Consider the following 14,170-nt stretch of genomic DNA (forward strand, 5'->3'; position numbering starts at 1 on the left):
GTTGCGAGCCGCGCCCGCGAAGCCGGCGATCACGCTTACGTCAGCGACCGCGCGGCCGCCCGCAGGGCGTCGTTCATCCGGATCTGCCAGCCCGGTCCCGTGGCCTTGAAGGCCTCGACGGTCTCGGCATCGAGCCGCAGGCTCACGAGCTGCTTGGTCGCCGCCTTCTGCGGTCCGCGGGACCGGCGCAAGGTGGCGGCCAGTTCGGGGAACGCCTCGGCGAAGGGACGCGCGTCACGCGCCTGTTCGGCGGTGACCTCGGGGCTGTCCGGATCGGCGGCGATGCCGGCCTGGATCCGAGCCTCCTCCGCATCGGTGATCGGCGGCAGGTCGAGCTTAGGCATTCTCGTAGATCCTCCGTTCCGCACGGCTCGCCGGACGCAAACTGATGAGCGACAGCGCCTCCGATCCCAGCGGGGCCATCACCGCCGCAACGAGGAGCCCGTCCAGCACGCCTATCGCCACGAAGCGGGCTCTGCCGTCCCGCGCGGGATAAGACGGCACGATCACCGAATCCTCAAACAGAAAGCGGTCGCGGGCATCCGCGAAGTCGAGGCCGTGCTTTGCGAAATTGATCTCCCGCTTCCGCTCATCCCAGACGACGCGCATGCCGAGATCTACGATCCGAACCGCGATTGGTCAATCTGATCGTAGATACAATTTGCGATCGCCTGTTGAGAGATTGCGGCTCTCCGCCGTCTTCAACAGCAGCGGAAGCCGGAGGTATTCCCAACCCCGAAGCGGGCGTTCTCGCGATTGCGAAAAAACTCGACTTCGGTCATCGGCGCCCGGTCCGGATGGGTGCGGCGGAGGTGCTCGGCATAGGCCGCGTAGTCCCCCTGCCCGACCATCAGCCGGGCGCCGTCGCAGACGCATTTGGACAGCGTCCGGAGGCGATCCCGCAGGTTTGGCTGCTGCAGCATGACGCGCCCTACTCCGCCGCGGCCAGGCGCGGCTCGGTCTCGCTGGCGGTCCAGCGGTCGGCGCGCCACGCCTTGAGGCAGGCGGCGATGCCGAACCCCGCGATGGCGACGACGAGGCCGATGAACAGGGCCGCCAGCACCGCGTCGATCCGGTCGTTGAGGATGATCTGGCTCATCTGGTCGGCGGTCTTGGCCGGGGCCAGGATCTTGCCGTCCGCGGCGGCGGCCGCGTAGCGCTCGGCATGGGCCAGGAACCCGATCTTAGGGTCGGCGGACATGATCTTCTGCCAGCCGGCCGTGAGGGTGCACAGGCACAGCCACGCGGTCGGCAGGATGGTCACGAACGCGTAGCGCTCGCGCTTCATCTTGAAGATCACCACGGTGCACAGCGTCAGCGCCACCGCGGCCAGCATCTGGTTCGAGATGCCGAACAGCGGCCACAGGGTGTTGATGCCACCGAGCGGGTCTGTGACCCCCTGGTACAGGAAGTAGCCCCAGGCCCCGACCGAGATGGCGGTGGCCGCGATGCTCGGCCCCCAGGACGTGGTGTTCTTGAACGACGGCACGGCGAGCGCCACGAGATCCTGCACCATGAACCGGCAGGCCCGGGTGCCGGCATCCACGGCCGTGAGGATGAACAGGGCCTCGAACAGGATCGCGAAATGGTACCAGAAGGCCATCATCGCCTTGCCGCCGATCGCCGAGGAGATGATGTGGGCCATGCCGACCGCCAGCGTCGGCGCGCCGCCGGCCCGGGAGATGATCGTGCGCTCGCCGACATCGGCGGCGGTCTGGGTGATGATGTCGGGCATCGTGGTAAAGCCGAGCTTGGTGACGGCGGCCGCCGCGGTCTCTGGGGTGGTGCCGACGAGGGCGGCCGGCGAATTCATGGTGAAGTACACGCCCGGGTCGATCACGCAGGCCGAGACCAGGGCCATGATCGCCACGAAGGATTCCATCAGCATGCCGCCATAGCCGATGAAGCGGGCATCGGCCTCGCTGGCGATCAGCTTCGGGGTGGTGCCCGACGCGATCAGGGCGTGGAAGCCCGAGACCGCGCCGCACGCAATGGTGATGAACAGGAACGGGAACAGGCTGCCCGCCCAGACCGGGCCGGTGCCGTCCACGAACTTGGTCACCGCCGGCATCTGCACGTGCGGCGCCACGACGGCGATGCCGAGCGCCAGACCCACGATGGTGCCGATCTTGAGGAAGGTCGACAGGTAGTCGCGCGGGGCGAGCAGCAGCCAGACCGGCAGGATCGAGGCGACGAAGCCGTAGCCGATCAGCATCCAGCAGAGCTGCGGGCCCGTGAAGGTGAAGGCCGGCCCCCAGACCGGGCTCGCCGCCACGGAGCCGCCGGCCAGGATCGCCAGCATCAAGAGGACGAAGCCGAGGATCGAGACCTCGCCGATCCGGCCGGGGCGGAGATAGCGCGCATAGACCCCCATCAGCATGGCGATCGGGATCGTCGACATCACCGTGAAGGTACCCCACGGGCTCTCGGCCAGCGCCTTGACGACGATCAGCGCCAGCACGGCGAGCAGGATCACCATGATCAGGAAGGTGCCGAACAGGGCGATGATGCCCGGCACGGTGCCGAGCTCGGCCCGGATCAGCTCGCCGAGCGACCGGCCGTCCCGGCGCATCGACACGAACAGGACCATGAAGTCCTGCACGGCGCCGGCCAGCACGACGCCCGCCAGGATCCAGAGCATGCCGGGCAGGTAGCCCATCTGGGCGGCCAGCACCGGACCGACCAGCGGGCCCGCCCCCGCGATCGCCGCGAAATGATGGCCGAACAGCACGCCGCGGTTGGTGGGGACGTAGTCGAGCCCGTCATTGTGGCGCACCGCCGGGGTCACGCGCTTCGGGTCGAGGCGCATCACCTTCTCGGCGATGAACTTGGAATAGTAGCGATAGGCGATCAGATAGACGCAGACCGCGGCGACCACGATCCAGAGGGCGTTGATCGTCTCGCCCCGCTGGGTCGCCACGATCGCCAGAGCCGCGGCACCGAGCGCGCCCACCAGGGCCCAGGGCCCATGGTCGCGGAGTTGCCTGCCGAGCGCCGTACCCATGTCGTTCCTCCCAGAACGCCGCCTCGGGCTCGGGCGGCTCCGGGGAGCCGCCGGCCGGGATTCGTTGATCCCGTGCGACAGGTCCGGTTTATCCTATCGGCCTCCCGTTGACGCAAGCGATCTGAACTGTGATGCAGCGCGTCAGACCGCACGATGACCGCCGCGTGTAACGGCGGATATCCGTCGCCGAGCCGTTTTCCTCGACCGGGCCGAACCATGGAATCCCGACGCCGCTCGCCGCTGATGTGGCTCCTGCTGCTGCCCTTCCTGGGGCTCCTGTGGGTGCCGTTCTACAACCAGCGCGATCCGATGCTGTTCGGCTTCCCGTTCTTCTATTGGTACCAGCTGGCCTGGGTGCCGCTGACCTCCCTGATCCTCTACGTCGTCTACCGGGCCGTGCGCGATGACCGCTGATCTCGATATCCCGGCCCTGTCGGTCTTCCTCTTCTTCTTCGTGCTCGTGACCGTGATGGGCTTCGTCGCCGCCCGCTGGCGCCGGCCCGAGACGCTGGCCCATCTCGACGAATGGGGCCTGGGCGGGCGCAAGTTCGGCACTTGGATCACGTGGTTCCTGATCGGCGGCGACTTCTACACCGCCTATACGGTCATCGCAGTGCCGGCGCTGGTCTATGCTGTCGGCGCCTACGGGTTCTTCGCCCTGCCCTACACGATCATCGTCTACCCGTTCGTGTTCGCGGTGATGCCGGTCCTGTGGCAGGCCGCCAAGGACAAGGGCTACGTCACGGCGGGCGACGTCGTGTACGGCACCTACGGCTCGCGGGCGCTCGAACTGGCGGTCGCCGTCACGGGCGTGGTCGCTACCATGCCCTACATTGCCCTGCAGCTGATCGGCATGGAGGTGGCGATCAAGGCGCTGGGCCTGCACGGCGAGATCCCGCTGATCCTCGCCTTCCTGGTGCTGGCCTTCTACACCTACTCGTCGGGCCTGCGGGCCCCGGCGCTGATCGCCTTCGTCAAGGACATCATGATCTACGTCGTGGTGCTGGTGGCGGTGGCGATCGTGCCGTCGAAGCTCGGCGGCTACGCCGCGGTGTTCGACGCGGCCGACGCCGCCTTCAAGGCCAAGGGCTCGGGCGGCACGCTGCTCAGCCCGGCGCAGATCCTGCCCTACGCCTCCCTGGCGCTCGGCTCGGCGCTCGCCGCCTTCATGTACCCGCACACGCTGACCGGCATCTTCGCCTCCTCGGGCGGCAACACGATCCGCAAGAACGCGGTGCTGCTGCCGGCCTACACGCTGCTCCTCGGGCTGCTGGCGATGCTCGGCTACATGGGCCACGCCGCCGGCATCAAGGTGGCGAGCAACAACGATGTGGTGCCGGTCCTGTTCAAGACCCTGTTCCCGGGCTGGTTCGCGGGCTTCGCCTTCGCGGCCATCGCCATCGGCGCCCTGGTGCCGGCGGCGGTGATGTCGATCGGCGCCGCCAACCTGTTCTCGCGCAACGTCTGGAAGGCCTACGTCAACCCGAACGTGACCCCGTCCGGCGAGGCCCAGGTCGCCAAGATCACCTCGATGCTGGTCAAGATCGGCGCCCTGGTGGCGATCCTGGTCCTGCCGACGCAGTTCGCCCTCGATCTGCAATTGCTCGGCGGCCTGTGGATCCTGCAGACCCTGCCGGCCCTGGTCTTCGGCCTTTACATGTCGTGGTTCCGGGCGCTGGCCCTGCTCGCCGGCTGGGCGGTGGGCTTCGTCGCCGGCAGCGCCATCGCGTGGTCGGACGGGCTGAAGCCCCTGCACACCCTGACCTTCGGCGACGCGAAGCTCACGCTCTATACCGGGCTCCTGGCGCTCGCCGTGAACATCGTGGTGGCTGTCATCGTCAACGCGGCGCTGACCCTCGGGGGCCGGAACCCGGCCGTCGCCGCCGGCCGCTGAGCCACCGTTCGGGATCGCGCCGGAGCGATCCGGCGGACGTTGAGGAGAGCACAATGGCGAAGGTCGCATTCCTGGGCCTCGGCGTGATGGGCGGCCCGATGGCCGGCCACCTCGCCAAAAAGGGTGGCCACGACGTCACCGTCTACAACCGCACGACCCCCAAGGCGGAGGCCTGGGTGAAGACCTATGGCGGCGCCTCCGCGGCCACGCCCCGGGAAGCCGTCGCGGGCGCCGAGATCGTGTTCGCCTGCGTGGGCAACGACGACGACCTGCGCAGCGTCGTGCTGGGCGGTGACGGCGCGCTCGCCGGCATGAAGCCCGGCGCGATCTTCGTCGACCACACCACGGCCTCGGCCGAGGTCGCCCGGGAACTCGCCGCCGCCGCCGAGGCCAAGGGGGTGGGCTTCATCGACGCGCCCGTCTCCGGTGGCCAGGCCGGCGCCGAGAACGGCGTGCTCACCGTGATGTGCGGCGGCGCGCCGGCGACCTACGCCAAGGTCGAGGGGGCGATCGGCGCCTTCGCCCGGGCCTGCCGGCTGATGGGCCCGGTGGGCTCCGGCCAGCTCACCAAGATGGTCAACCAGATCTGCATCGCCGGCCTGGTCCAGGGCCTGTCCGAGGGCGTCCACTTCGCCAAGCGCGCCGGCCTCGACGTCGAGGCGGTGCTCGACGTGATCTCCAAGGGGGCCGCCGGCTCCTGGCAGATGGAGAACCGCGGCAAGACCATGAATCAGGGCCAGTTCGAGTTCGGCTTCGCGGTCGACTGGATGCGCAAGGATCTCGGCATCCTGCTCGACGAGGCCCGCCGCAACGGCGCCAAGCTCCCGGTCTCGGCGCTCGTCGACCAGTTCTACGCCGAGGTGCAATCCATGGGCGGCAACCGCTGGGACACGTCGAGCCTGGTGGCCCGGCTGGAGCGCTGAGCGCTCTTTTCGCGCGTTGCGAAACCGGCCCCCGCTGCGTCTCCCTCTCCCCTCTGCGGGAGAGGGTGGCCCGCGAAGCGGGTCGGGAGAGGGGAGCGACGGCGCAGAACAAAGCTCTGCCCCTCATGAAAGGCGCGCCTTTTCCGGAGCCCGCGCTCCCCTCTCCCGACCCCTGCTGACGCAGAGGGCACTCATTGGGCCACCCTCCCCCGCAAAGGGGGGAGGGAGGGATGCGGTAAGCTCACAGTTCGCTCTGAGCCGCCTCCGGATCCATCCACCGCCAGCCCTCCCCCATCTGGTGGCGAAACCACGTGAACTGGCGCTTGGCGTAGGCACGCGTATCCGCCTGCCCCCGGACGATCGCCGCCTCCAGATCGATCGCCCCGTCGAGATGGGCGATCAGGCCCGGCACGCCATGGGCGCGCATCACCGGCAGCATCGGATCGAGCCTTCGCGACCGCAGGCGGGCGACCTCGTCCAGCGCGCCCTCCGCGATCATTGCCCGGAAGCGGGCGTCGATTCGGGCGCGCAGCACCGCGCGATCGGGCGCCAGGAAGATTTTTTTGAGACTCCAGCCGGCCAGGGGGCCGGGCACCGGGTCGCCGTAGAAGCTGGCGATCGGCCGGCCGGTGGCAGAAAAGATCTCCAGGGCGCGCATCACCCGCATCCGGTCGCTCGGGCGCAGGCGGGCGGCACCCTCGGGGTCGTGCCGGGCGAGGTCGGCGTGCAGCGCCTCGGTGGGGCGCCCCTCGGCCTCCTCCCGCACCCGCGCGCGCACCGCCTCGGGCACGGGCGGCAGCTCCGAAAAGCCCTGCTCCAGCGCCCGGAAGTACAGGCCGGTGCCGCCGACGAAGACCGGCAACCGCCCGTCGAGCGCCGCGAGCAGCGCCGCCGCGTCGCGGGAAAAGTGCCCCACGGAATAGTTCACCGCCCCGTCGACATGGCCGTAGAGGTGGTGGGGCACCCGGGCGGCCTCGTCCGGGTCGGGCCGGGCGGTGAGGCGGCGCAGGTCCGCGTAGACCTGCATGGAATCGGTGTTGATCACCACGCCGCCGTGGCGCAGCGCCAGCCGGGCGGCCAGGGCCGACTTGCCCGAGGCGGTGGGCCCTGCGATGAGGATCGCCGCCGGGCGCCCCCCGTCCCCCCGGTTTGGCAAGGCGAACCTCCACGATGCTGGTCGCGGTCCTGATAGCAAACCCGGATCGGCCGTCCATCACCGACGCGGTCCTGGCCGAGACGCGCGCCGTGCTGTGGACGGAGCACCAGCCCCGGATCCTGCACGGGGAGGTCGCGGCCGAGATCCTGGTCCCGGCCGAGCCCGCCGCGGCCGCGTCCCTCACGGAGCGGCTGCGGACGGCGTTCGCGGGGGAGCCGATCGACCTCGCCGTGCTGCCCGCCGACGCGCACCGCCGCAAGCGCCTGTTCCTGGCCGACATGGACTCGACCATGATCGAGCAGGAATGCATCGACGAACTCGCAGGCACCCTCGGCCTCAAGGACCACGTGGCCGCGATCACCGAGCGGGCGATGCGCGGCGAGATCGCCTTCGAGCCGGCCCTGCGCGAGCGCGTGGCGCTCCTGAAGGATATCCCGGTCGCGGCGGTGGACGGTCTGATCGCCGATCAGCTCAGCCTGACCCCGGGCGGCCCGACGCTGGTGCGGACGATGCGGGCGCACGGCGCCCGGACCTGCCTGGTCTCGGGGGGCTTCACCCTGTTCACCGGCCCGATCGCCGGGATGATCGGGTTCGAGGCGCACCGGGCCAACGTGCTCGGCGTCGCTGACGGGCGCCTCACCGGCACGGTCGAGGACCCGATCGTCGGCAAGGCCGAGAAGCGCGCGGCGCTGATCGAACTGCGCGACGCCCTCGGGCTCGGCCCCGCCGAGACCTTGGCGGTCGGCGACGGCGCCAACGATCTCGACATGCTGGCGGAAGCCGGCCTCGGTGTCGCCTTCCGGGCCAAGCCCGCGGTCGCGGCCGCCGCCCGGGTCCGGATCGAGCATGGCGACCTCACCGCGCTGCTGTACCTGCAGGGGTATGGGGCGGCCGAGTTCGTGGCGTGAGGGGTCAGTGGATGAGGATCCGGGCGAGCGTGACGACGGCACCCAGGAGAGCCACCGTCTGAAAGCCGATCGCACCGAAGATCCAGCGCACCATCTCCACCTTGGCAGAGGCAATCGCGCCTTTCGTCGTTTCGATATCCGCCTTCATCTCGAGGCCGAGAGCCTTGATATCGGCTTTGGTGGAAACGCGGAGATTCTCGCTATCCGCCTGCGTCGTTAGCCGCAGAGCCTCGATATCGGCGCGGGTCTGGATCTTCAGCGCTTCGATATCGCCGCGAACGGCCTGGATTTCAGCCTGAACGTCGCGGATGTCAGCCTTCGTCGCGAGGGTTCCGTCAAAGACATCGACCAGCGCATCCGCCAAGCCCTCGGCCTGCTCGGGTGACAGCTTCGCCTTCTCGCGCAGGGCGCGGGCGAACTTCAGGGTGTCGAAGGCGACGGCCGTCATGGGGTTCGAGAGAGCTCGAGCCGGATCGACTCACGTCCCCAGTGTGCTGCACGGATCCGCCGGGTCAATGCGGCCTCCCAGCTCCTGTCGAACCGCTTCGCGGCGCATCCCGTGCTGGGTCCCGGATCAGGTTCCGCTTCGCTCCACCTGTCCGGGAAAGGGGGGCGGGGCAAGATGAAACGTCAGGCCCTTTCCCGGGCGCATGCAGCGCCAGCGGAATGCGACCCGGGACCCAGCGCAAGACTTGCCGCGAAGCGGCTCTCCCTGAAGGCGCCCAGCCTTGTCCCGAAAACGCGAAGGCCGCCGCATCCTTTCGGAGCGACGGCCTTCGGCCTCTCGATGCGGAGCCGATTTACTCGAGCCCGACCGCCACGAACCGCACGTCGCCGGTGGCGCTGGCCACGAGGAGCAGCACCGACTTGCGCCCGTCCTTCTTGAGGGCGTCGATCCGCTTCGTCACATCCGCCGGGGTATTCACCGATTCCTGGCCGACCTCGACGATCACCTCGCCGGGCTGGATCCGCTTGTCGGCCGCCGTCGAGTTCGGATCGACGCGGGTGACGACCACGCCCTTCACGGTGTCCTTGATGGCGTATTTCTTCCGCAGGTCGTCGGTCATGCCGGACAGGTTGAGCCCGAGCGCCTGACGGGTCGCGCTCTCGGGCTCCGGCTGGCGCAGATTGGCGAGCTGCGGCTTGTCGCTGTCCTCCAGGCGGCCGAGGGTGACGGGCTTGGTCACCTCCTCGCCCTTGCGCACCACCACCACGTCGACCTTCTGGCCCACGGGGGTCGAGGCGACGATCCGCGGCAGGTCGCCCGAGGCCTTCACGGGGGCGCCGTTGAACTTCACGATCACGTCGCCGACGTCGATCCCGGCGGTCTTGGCCGGGCCCTTCTCGTCGACGCCGGCCACGAGGGCGCCCCGGGCACCGCCCTTGAGATTGAGCGCCTCGGCGGTGGTGTCGTCGACGTTCTGGATGCGCACGCCGAGCCAGCCGCGCCGGACCTCGCCGAAGTCGCGCAGCTGGTCGATCACGGGCTTGGCCGTGTCCGACGGGACCGCGAAGCCGATGCCCACCGAGCCGCCGGTGGGCGACAGGATCGCCGTGTTGATGCCGATCACCTCGCCGTCCATGTTGAACAGCGGACCACCGGAATTGCCCTTGTTGATCGCCGCGTCGGTCTGGATGTAGTTGTCGTAGGGACCGGACTCGATGTTCCGGCCGCGCGCCGAGACGATGCCGGCCGAGACCGAGCCGCCGAGCCCGAACGGGTTGCCGATGGCGATGACCCAGTCGCCGGGCCGCATCGTGTCGGAATTGCCGAACGGCACCGCCTTCAACGGATGATCGGCCGGAGGCTTCACCCGCAGCACCGCGAGGTCGATCTTCGAATCCTTGCCGACGATCTCGGCCTTCAGCTTGGTGCCGTCGTGCAGGATGACCTGGATGTCGTTGGCATCGCCGATGACGTGGTTGTTGGTCACCACGATCCCGGACGCGTCGATGATGAAGCCCGAGCCGAGGGAGTTCGACTTGCGCTGCTGACGCGGCGCGTCGTTGTCGCCGCGCTCGCCGCCCTTGCCGCCGCGGCGGTTGAAGAACTCCTCGAACAGGTCCTCGAACGGGGTGCCCGGGGGCACCTGCGGCATGGCGCGCCCGCCCCGGGCCTCGACCGTGGTGGAGGCGGAGATGTTCACCACCGCGTCGGTCACCTGATCGGCGAGGTCGGCCAGCGAGGCCGGCCCCTTGGCGAAGGCCGGGCGCGGCACGGCGGCGCTCGCCACCGAGGCTCCGAACAGGACAGCCGCCACGAGGGCGCGGGTGCGGGAGCGGGGCTGCGCCTTCGCGCGGCCGAAGGGCGCCACGGGGGCGCGCGCGACGGGGTGCATGATCGACCTCTTCAAGACCGCGTTTCCAGCGTCGCGGGCCCCTGATCGATGATCGGGGCCCGCGTATCGACGTGCAAGGTAGTCTTCCGGTGCCCGCGCGCCAACGCGCGTCCGATCAGCGCGCCGTCCCGACGGTGGAGCCGGTGGTGGCGCTCGGATCGGCCGGTCCCCGCGGGGCCCGCGTCGCTGCGGCCGCCGCCCGGCCCTGCGGATCGCTGAAGTAGCGGAAGAAATCCGTGTTCGGGCTGATCACCAGCCGCGTGTCGGACCCCTTCAGGCCGGTCTCGTAGGCCTGCATCGAGCGGTAGAAGCTGAAGAAGTCCGGGTCCTTGCCGAACGCCTCGGCGAGGATGCGGTTCTTGTCGGCATCGCCCTCGCCGCGCAGCTGCTCGGACTTCTGCGTCGCCTCGGCCAGGATCACCGTGACCTCGCGTTCGGCCTTGGCGCGGATCGTGGCGGCGCTCTGGTCGCCGTTGGCACGGATGTCGGCGGCCTCGCGCTCGCGCTCGGTCTTCATCCGCCGGTAGACGGCGGCCGAGTTCTGCGCGGGCAGATCGACGCGGGTCATGCGCAGGTCGACGATCTCGACGCCCAGCGCCTTCGCCTGCCGGTTCACGTCCTCCTGGATGTTGTGCATCAGCTGGCCGCGCTCGGTCTTGACGATGGCGTCGCGGGTCGAGCGGGCGAGCACGTTGCGCAGGCTTGAATTGGTGAAGCTGGCCAGCCGCTGATTGGCCAGCCCGATATTGCCCACCGCCTGGTAGAAGCGCAGCGGATCGAGGATCCGGTAGCGGGCGAAGGCGTCCACCTCCAGGTTCTGCCGGTCGGCGGTGAGCACCGTCTGCACCGGCAGGTCGAGGTCGAGCACGCGCTTGTCGAAGATCACGACGTTCTCGACGAACGGCACCTTGAAGTAGAGGCCGGGCTTCTCCTCGCCGGTGGCGTTGAGCACGGCGCGGACACGGCCGAATTGCAGCACGAGCGCCTGCTGCATCTGGCCGACGGTGAAGATCGAGGCATAGAGCCCGATCGCGACGATCGCGGCGACCGCGATCAGGCCGGTGCGGAGGGCCTGTTTCATCGGGCGGCTCCCGCCTGAGCCGGGGACTGGGCGCGCGCACCGAATTCGGTGAGCGGCAGCACGGGCAGGACCCCGGCCGCGGTGGCGCCGCCCGGCTGCGCGCCGTTCTGATCGATGATCACCTTGTTCACGGAGCCCAGGACCTTCTCCATCGTCTCCAGGAAGATCCGCTCGCGGCTGATCGCCGGGGCGGCCTTGTAGGAGGCGTAGACCTCGCTGAACCGGGCCGCTTGGCCGGTGGCGTCGGCCGTCGCCTTGGTCCGGTAGGCCTCGGCCTGCTGGAAGATCTGGGACGCCTTGCCCCGGGCCTGCGGCACTTCGCGGCTGGCGTAGGTCTTGGCCTCGTTCTGCGCCGTGTCGGCGTCCTGCTGGGCGGCGTTCACGTCGATGAAGGCGGGACGCACCTCCGGCGGCGGGTTGACCGAGACGAGCTGCACCACCTCGATGCGCACGCCGGCGCCGTACTCGTCGAGCGCCTTCTGGACCATCTCCTTCACCTCCTGGGCGATGCTCGACTGCTCGTTGGTGAGGATCGCCTGGATGTTGCGGCGGCCGATCACCTCGCGCATCGCGCTCTCGGAGATCGCCTTGATGGTGCCCTCCGGGTTCTGGAGGTTGAACACGAAGTCGGAGGCCTTGAGCGGGTTGATCCGCCACTGCACCTCGAAGTCGAGGTCGACGATGTTCTCATCACCGGTCAGGATCAGGCTCTCGTCCGGCACGTCGCGGTTGCGGCCCTGGCCGCCGGGACCGGCGCGGAAGCCGATCTGGATCGAGTTCTGGGAGCCGACATCCGGCTTGACCACCCCGCCGATCGGGTAGGGGAAGTTGTAGCGCAGGCCCTCGCCCTTGGTGCCGACGTAGCGGCCGAAGATCGTCTCGATGCCGACCTGACGCGGGTAGACGGTGTAGAAGCCGGTCGCGAGCCAGACCGCGACGGCGAGCGCCGCGATGACCGCCGCGCTGCGGCCGCCGCCGAAGCCGGTCGAGCCGCCGCCGCTATAGCCACCGCCGGTGCCGCCACCCCCCGGGATCAGGCCGCGCAGGCGATCCTGCCCACGGCGGAGCAGGTCCTCGAGGTTCGGCGGAGTCTTGCCGCCGCCGCCCCAGGGGCCGCCGCCGTTGCCGCCGGGTCGGCCCCAGGGACCCCCGCCGCCGCTCTGATTGCTCCAAGGCATCCTAGCCGTCGTCTCCCGCCTGTCCGCGCCCGGCCCGATCCCGGCGGGCGCCCCCCTTGGCCTGAACGGCCACGCTCGCCCGTCTAGTCCCGGATGGCCGGGCGATCCGGCCCCTCGCAGGCCTAGCGCATCGTCCTGGATATCGGAACCAGGACGACGCGTAGGTCTTTGGTTTTGCATCATCTTTTTCCGAAAGCCGGAAACCGCCTCTCGGGATGATGCTCTAAGCGCTTGCACGGGCGCATCGTCCCGCAAGATGTGCAAGCCTGCGGTGAGCGCACGTACCCGATTGGCACCTGCGGGCGCGCCCCCCATGCTGTCAAGGCTGGCAGGTGGGCATGCGCGATGCCAAAGGCAAATGCGGCGGCGCGCCTCAGCGCACCCGCTTCCAATCGACGAACGCGAATGCGTGCGCGTCGCGGGGGCCCGCCGGGTGCTGCTCGCGGAAGGTTTCGCGGAAGCGGGCCCGGTCGAAATCCGGGAATCGCACGTCGCCCTCCGGATCGGCCGCGACCTCGGTGAGGTGGAGCCGATCGGCCCGCGGAAGCGCGATTGCGTAGATCTCGGCGCCGCCCACCACCATCAGCTCCGGCCCGGCGGCAGCCGCCAGCGCGGAATCCCAATCGTGGACGATCTCGGCGCCCTCCGCCCGGAAGGTACGGTCCCGGGTGAGCACCAGCGTGCGGCGGCCCGGGAGTGGCCGGCCGATCGAGTCCCAGGTCCTGCGGCCCATCAGCATCGGCTTGCCCAGGGTCAGGGCCTTGAACCGCTTCAGGTCGCTGGAGAGATGCCAGGCGAGGCCGTTGTCGCGGCCGATGACGCCGTTGCGGGCGATGGCCGCCACCAGCGCGACGATCGGGCTCATACCGCCACCGGGGCGGCGATGGCGGGGTGCGGGTCGTAGCCCGCGACGGAGACATCCTCGTACCGGAAGGCGAACAGGTCGCGGACCTCGGGATTGAGCCGCAGCTGCGGCAGCGGGCGCGGGGCGCGGGCAAGCAGGGTGCGGGTCTGCTCCAGGTGGTTCCGGTAGAGATGCGCGTCGCCGAAGGTGTGGACGAAGTCGCCGACGCCGAGGCCGGTCACCTGGGCGATCATGTGGGTGAGGAGCGCGTAGCTCGCGATGTTGAACGGCACGCCCAGGAAGGCATCGGCCGACCGCTGGTAGAGCTGGCAGGAGAGCCGCCCGTCGCTCACGTAGAACTGGAACAGGCAGTGGCAGGGGGCGAGCGCCATCCGGTCGAGGTCGGCCGGGTTCCAGGCCGAGACGATCAGGCGGCGGGAGTCGGGGTTGCGGCGGATCTCGCCCAGCACCCAGGCGATCTGGTCGACGGTGCCGCCGCCGGGCTTCGCCCAGGAGCGCCACTGCTTGCCGTAGACCGGGCCGAGGTCGCCGGCCTCGTCCGCCCACTCGTCCCAGATCGTCACGCCGTTCGCCCGCAGGGCGGCCACGTTGGTGTCGCCGGTGAGGAACCAGAGCAGCTCGTGGATGATCGAGCGCAGATGCAGACGCTTGGTGGTGACCAGCGGGAAGCCGGCCGACAGGTCGAAGCGCATCTGGTGGCCGAACACCGAGAGCGTGCCGGTGCCGGTGCGATCGTCCTTGGCGGCGCCCGCGTCGAGGATGCGCCGGAGCAGGTCGTGATAAGCGTCCATCGGCCCTTCCTGCGCGCCGGCGCGGCGCCCG

15 protein-coding genes are annotated in these 14,170 nt (G+C 69.7%); 4 read left to right on the plus strand and 11 right to left on the minus strand.

The window, feature by feature from the left end; genetic code table 11:
- Nucleotides 1–35 precede the first annotated feature (35 nt).
- The 4 genes from MKK69_RS21060 to MKK69_RS21075 all read right to left on the minus strand — a co-directional run bounded on the left by MKK69_RS21060 (nt 36) and on the right by MKK69_RS21075 (nt 3,004).
- Complete coding sequence (locus MKK69_RS21060; RefSeq protein WP_243971105.1) at nt 36–344, minus strand: BrnA antitoxin family protein; 309 nt, start codon at nt 342–344, stop codon at nt 36–38.
- Nucleotides 337–609, minus strand: coding sequence for a BrnT family toxin (locus tag MKK69_RS21065; protein ID WP_243971107.1), 273 nt, complete (start codon nt 607–609; stop codon nt 337–339). Before MKK69_RS21065 ends, MKK69_RS21060 begins: the two co-directional genes overlap by 8 nt.
- Before the next feature lie 92 nt (nt 610–701).
- Nucleotides 702–923 (minus strand): YbdD/YjiX family protein, encoded by a 222-nt coding sequence (locus MKK69_RS21070; RefSeq protein WP_243971109.1) that lies wholly within the window; start codon nt 921–923, stop codon nt 702–704.
- 8 nt (nt 924–931) lie between these two features.
- Nucleotides 932–3,004, minus strand: a complete 2,073-nt coding sequence (locus MKK69_RS21075) for a carbon starvation CstA family protein (RefSeq protein WP_243971111.1) — start codon at nt 3,002–3,004, stop codon at nt 932–934.
- A gap of 216 nt (nt 3,005–3,220) precedes the next feature.
- On the opposite strand from MKK69_RS21075, the gene MKK69_RS21080 reads away from it, so the two are divergent.
- From MKK69_RS21080 to MKK69_RS21090, 3 genes are read left to right on the plus strand one after another with little or no spacing between them, the layout of a single operon-like run.
- The gene (locus tag MKK69_RS21080; protein ID WP_243971113.1) at nt 3,221–3,418 is read left to right on the plus strand and encodes a DUF3311 domain-containing protein; all 198 of its coding nucleotides are present in this window, start codon (nt 3,221–3,223) and stop codon (nt 3,416–3,418) included.
- Complete coding sequence (mctP, locus tag MKK69_RS21085) at nt 3,408–4,898, plus strand: monocarboxylate uptake permease MctP (protein WP_243971115.1); 1,491 nt, start codon at nt 3,408–3,410, stop codon at nt 4,896–4,898. Before MKK69_RS21080 ends, mctP begins: the two co-directional genes overlap by 11 nt.
- A gap of 53 nt (nt 4,899–4,951) precedes the next feature.
- Nucleotides 4,952–5,821 carry an NAD(P)-dependent oxidoreductase gene (locus MKK69_RS21090; protein ID WP_243971117.1) on the plus strand — a complete coding sequence of 290 codons (870 nt, stop codon included), beginning with the start codon at nt 4,952–4,954 and terminating at the stop codon, nt 5,819–5,821.
- A gap of 241 nt (nt 5,822–6,062) precedes the next feature.
- Here MKK69_RS21090 and miaA read toward each other — a convergent pair whose 3' ends face one another.
- Nucleotides 6,063–6,977, minus strand: coding sequence for a tRNA (adenosine(37)-N6)-dimethylallyltransferase MiaA (gene miaA / locus MKK69_RS21095; protein WP_243971119.1), 915 nt, complete (start codon nt 6,975–6,977; stop codon nt 6,063–6,065).
- Nucleotides 6,978–6,991: 14 nt separating this feature from the next.
- Between miaA and serB the strand changes: the two genes are divergently transcribed.
- Nucleotides 6,992–7,885: a phosphoserine phosphatase SerB gene (gene serB / locus MKK69_RS21100; protein WP_243971121.1), complete on the plus strand. Its 894-nt coding sequence runs from the start codon at nt 6,992–6,994 to the stop codon at nt 7,883–7,885.
- A gap of 4 nt (nt 7,886–7,889) precedes the next feature.
- Here the strand turns inward: serB and MKK69_RS21105 are convergent, their stop codons facing one another.
- The 6 genes from MKK69_RS21105 to MKK69_RS21130 form a co-directional block, all read right to left on the minus strand.
- The gene (locus MKK69_RS21105; protein ID WP_243971123.1) at nt 7,890–8,333 is read right to left on the minus strand and encodes a DUF1640 domain-containing protein; all 444 of its coding nucleotides are present in this window, start codon (nt 8,331–8,333) and stop codon (nt 7,890–7,892) included.
- Nucleotides 8,334–8,685: 352 nt separating this feature from the next.
- Nucleotides 8,686–10,224, minus strand: coding sequence for a Do family serine endopeptidase (locus tag MKK69_RS21110; protein ID WP_243971124.1), 1,539 nt, complete (start codon nt 10,222–10,224; stop codon nt 8,686–8,688).
- A gap of 115 nt (nt 10,225–10,339) precedes the next feature.
- Nucleotides 10,340–11,305 carry a protease modulator HflC gene (gene hflC, locus MKK69_RS21115; RefSeq protein WP_243971126.1) on the minus strand — a complete coding sequence of 322 codons (966 nt, stop codon included), beginning with the start codon at nt 11,303–11,305 and terminating at the stop codon, nt 10,340–10,342.
- A complete protein-coding gene (gene hflK / locus MKK69_RS21120; RefSeq protein WP_243971128.1) occupies nt 11,302–12,483 on the minus strand; it encodes an FtsH protease activity modulator HflK in 1,182 nt (393 codons plus the stop codon). The genes hflC and hflK overlap by 4 nt, the downstream gene beginning before the upstream one ends.
- 373 nt (nt 12,484–12,856) lie before the next feature.
- A complete protein-coding gene (locus MKK69_RS21125; RefSeq protein ID WP_243971129.1) occupies nt 12,857–13,348 on the minus strand; it encodes a dihydrofolate reductase in 492 nt (163 codons plus the stop codon).
- Complete coding sequence (locus MKK69_RS21130; RefSeq protein WP_243971131.1) at nt 13,345–14,139, minus strand: thymidylate synthase; 795 nt, start codon at nt 14,137–14,139, stop codon at nt 13,345–13,347. The genes MKK69_RS21125 and MKK69_RS21130 overlap by 4 nt, the downstream gene beginning before the upstream one ends.
- Nucleotides 14,140–14,170 lie beyond the last annotated feature (31 nt).

This window comes from Methylobacterium sp. J-026, from assembly GCF_022829585.1.
Lineage (GTDB): Bacteria > Pseudomonadota > Alphaproteobacteria > Rhizobiales > Beijerinckiaceae > Methylobacterium.